The sequence below is a fragment of the Aeribacillus pallidus genome, from assembly GCF_050478865.1.
Taxonomy (GTDB): domain Bacteria; phylum Bacillota; class Bacilli; order Bacillales; family JACDOC01; genus JACDOC01.
In genome coordinates this window covers 1-1,897 of sequence record NZ_JBCNBW010000075.1, presented here as the reverse complement: position 1 = coordinate 1,897, position 1,897 = coordinate 1, and the positions used below count along the sequence as shown (strand labels likewise).

General features: G+C 42.9%; 1 protein-coding gene. It reads left to right on the top strand.

Annotated elements, in window-relative coordinates; all coding sequences use genetic code 11:
- Positions 1 to 562: 562 nt before the first annotated feature.
- Positions 563 to 1,822, top strand: a complete 1,260-nt coding sequence (gene ltrA, locus ABES52_RS15600; RefSeq protein ID WP_429652150.1) for a group II intron reverse transcriptase/maturase — start codon at positions 563 to 565, stop codon at positions 1,820 to 1,822.
- The last annotated feature ends 75 nt before the right edge of the window (positions 1,823 to 1,897 follow it).

Here is a 1,897-nt window from a genome sequence, read left to right as displayed (position 1 = left end):
TTTTCTTGTGCGCCCGGCATGGGTGTAATCTATAGGGTGCAAGTCCCGAGCTGCGAAGGCAGAAGTAGCAGTTAGCTTAACGCAAGGGTGTCCATGGCGACATGGAATCTGAAGGAAGCGAGCGGCAAACTTCCGGTCTGAGGAACACGAACTTCATATGAGGCTAGGTATCATTGGACGAGTTTGCAAGACAAAACAAAGTCCTTTCTGCCGAAGGTGATACAGAGTAAATGAAGCAGATAGATGGAAGGAAAGATTGCATCCTTACCCGGGGAGGTCTGATTGAAACGCCAAGTCCACTTGGTAACCTATCTAGTGATAGATAGCTGAACAATCAGAAGTCAGCAGAGGTCATAGTACCTTACTTACTCGAGAAAGTAAGGGAAGGACTGAACAATTAAGAAGAACGTGAACTATGCGTATAATTCTTGTGTAGATGCAGACAATCTTCTACGAAGACTTACTTGAAGGAGGAAATGGTGAATTCCATGGGGGACTTCAAGAGGGCGGAGCAAGAATAACACAAATAGACTTCTACGTTCGCGTGGAAAGGAAATATCAAATGTTAATGGATAAGATTCTGTCACGGGAAAACCTAATAGAAGCACTTAAACGTGTGGAGAGAAACAAAGGAAGTCACGGCATAGATGGAATGTCCGTAAAATCCCTACGAAGACATCTCTATGAAAACTGGGACACCCTACGTCAATCTTTAAGGGATGGTACCTACGAGCCTAGCCCGGTACGTCGTGTCGAAATCCCGAAACCGAACGGAGGAATAAGGCTTTTAGGGATACCTACCGTGACGGACCGATTCATTCAACAGGCCATAGCCCAAGTTCTGACTCCCATCTTTGACCCAAGCTTTTCTGAACATAGCTATGGATTTCGACCAAATAAAAGAGGTCACGACGCAGTTAGGAAAGCGAGAGGATATATCAAGGAAGGATACAGATGGGTAATTGATATAGACCTTGAGAAATTCTTTGATAAAGTCAATCATGACAAACTAATGGGGATAATAGCCAATAAGGTTAAAGACCGAATGGTCCTAAAACTAATAAGGAAGTACCTCCAAGCAGGAGTCATGATTAATGGTGTCGTTCACGAATCAGAGGAAGGAACACCACAAGGAGGTCCGCTAAGTCCTCTACTTTCTAACATCCTACTGGATAAACTGGACAAAGAGTTAGAATCCAGAGGTCACAAGTTTGTTCGTTATGCGGACGACTGTAACATTTACGTCAAATCGAAGAAAGCCGGTGAAAGAGTCATGACCTCTATCACGGAGTACATCGAAAAGAAACTAAAGTTGAAAGTGAATAGAGGAAAGTCAGCAGTGGACCGACCTTGGAAACGTAAGTTTCTTGGATTCAGTTTTACTTCTCAGAAGAACCCAAAGGTTCGAATAGCTAACGAGAGTATAAAAAGGCTAAAGAATAAAATCAGAGAATTAACTTCACGCTCCAAACCTATCCCAATTGAGATGAGAATTAAACAACTCAATCAATATCTGGTAGGTTGGTGTGGTTACTTCGCTCTAGCTGACACACCAAGTAGATTTAAAGAATTAGATGAGTGGATAAGAAGAAGACTTCGAATGATTTTGTGGAAAGAGTGGAAAAACCCAAAAACAAGAGTGAGAAAACTCATTAGCCTGAAGGTTAATCCAAATAAAGCATTCGAATGGGGAAACTCCAGAAAGAAATATTGGAGAATTGCCTGTAGTCCAATCTTACACAAAACCCTTGGGAACTCCTATTGGAGCTCCCAAGGGCTCAAAAGTTTATATCAACGATACGAATTTCTACGTCAAACTTAATTGAACCGCCGTATACCGAACGGTACGTACGGTGGTGTGAGAGGTCGGGGGTTAGTCGCCCCCTCCTACTCGATT

Bases quoted from the DNA above. Each gene is read 5' to 3' on its own strand.
- ltrA (WP_429652150.1), top strand. From the start codon at position 563: ATGTTAATGGATAAGATTCTGTCACGGGAAAACCTAATAGAAGCACTT.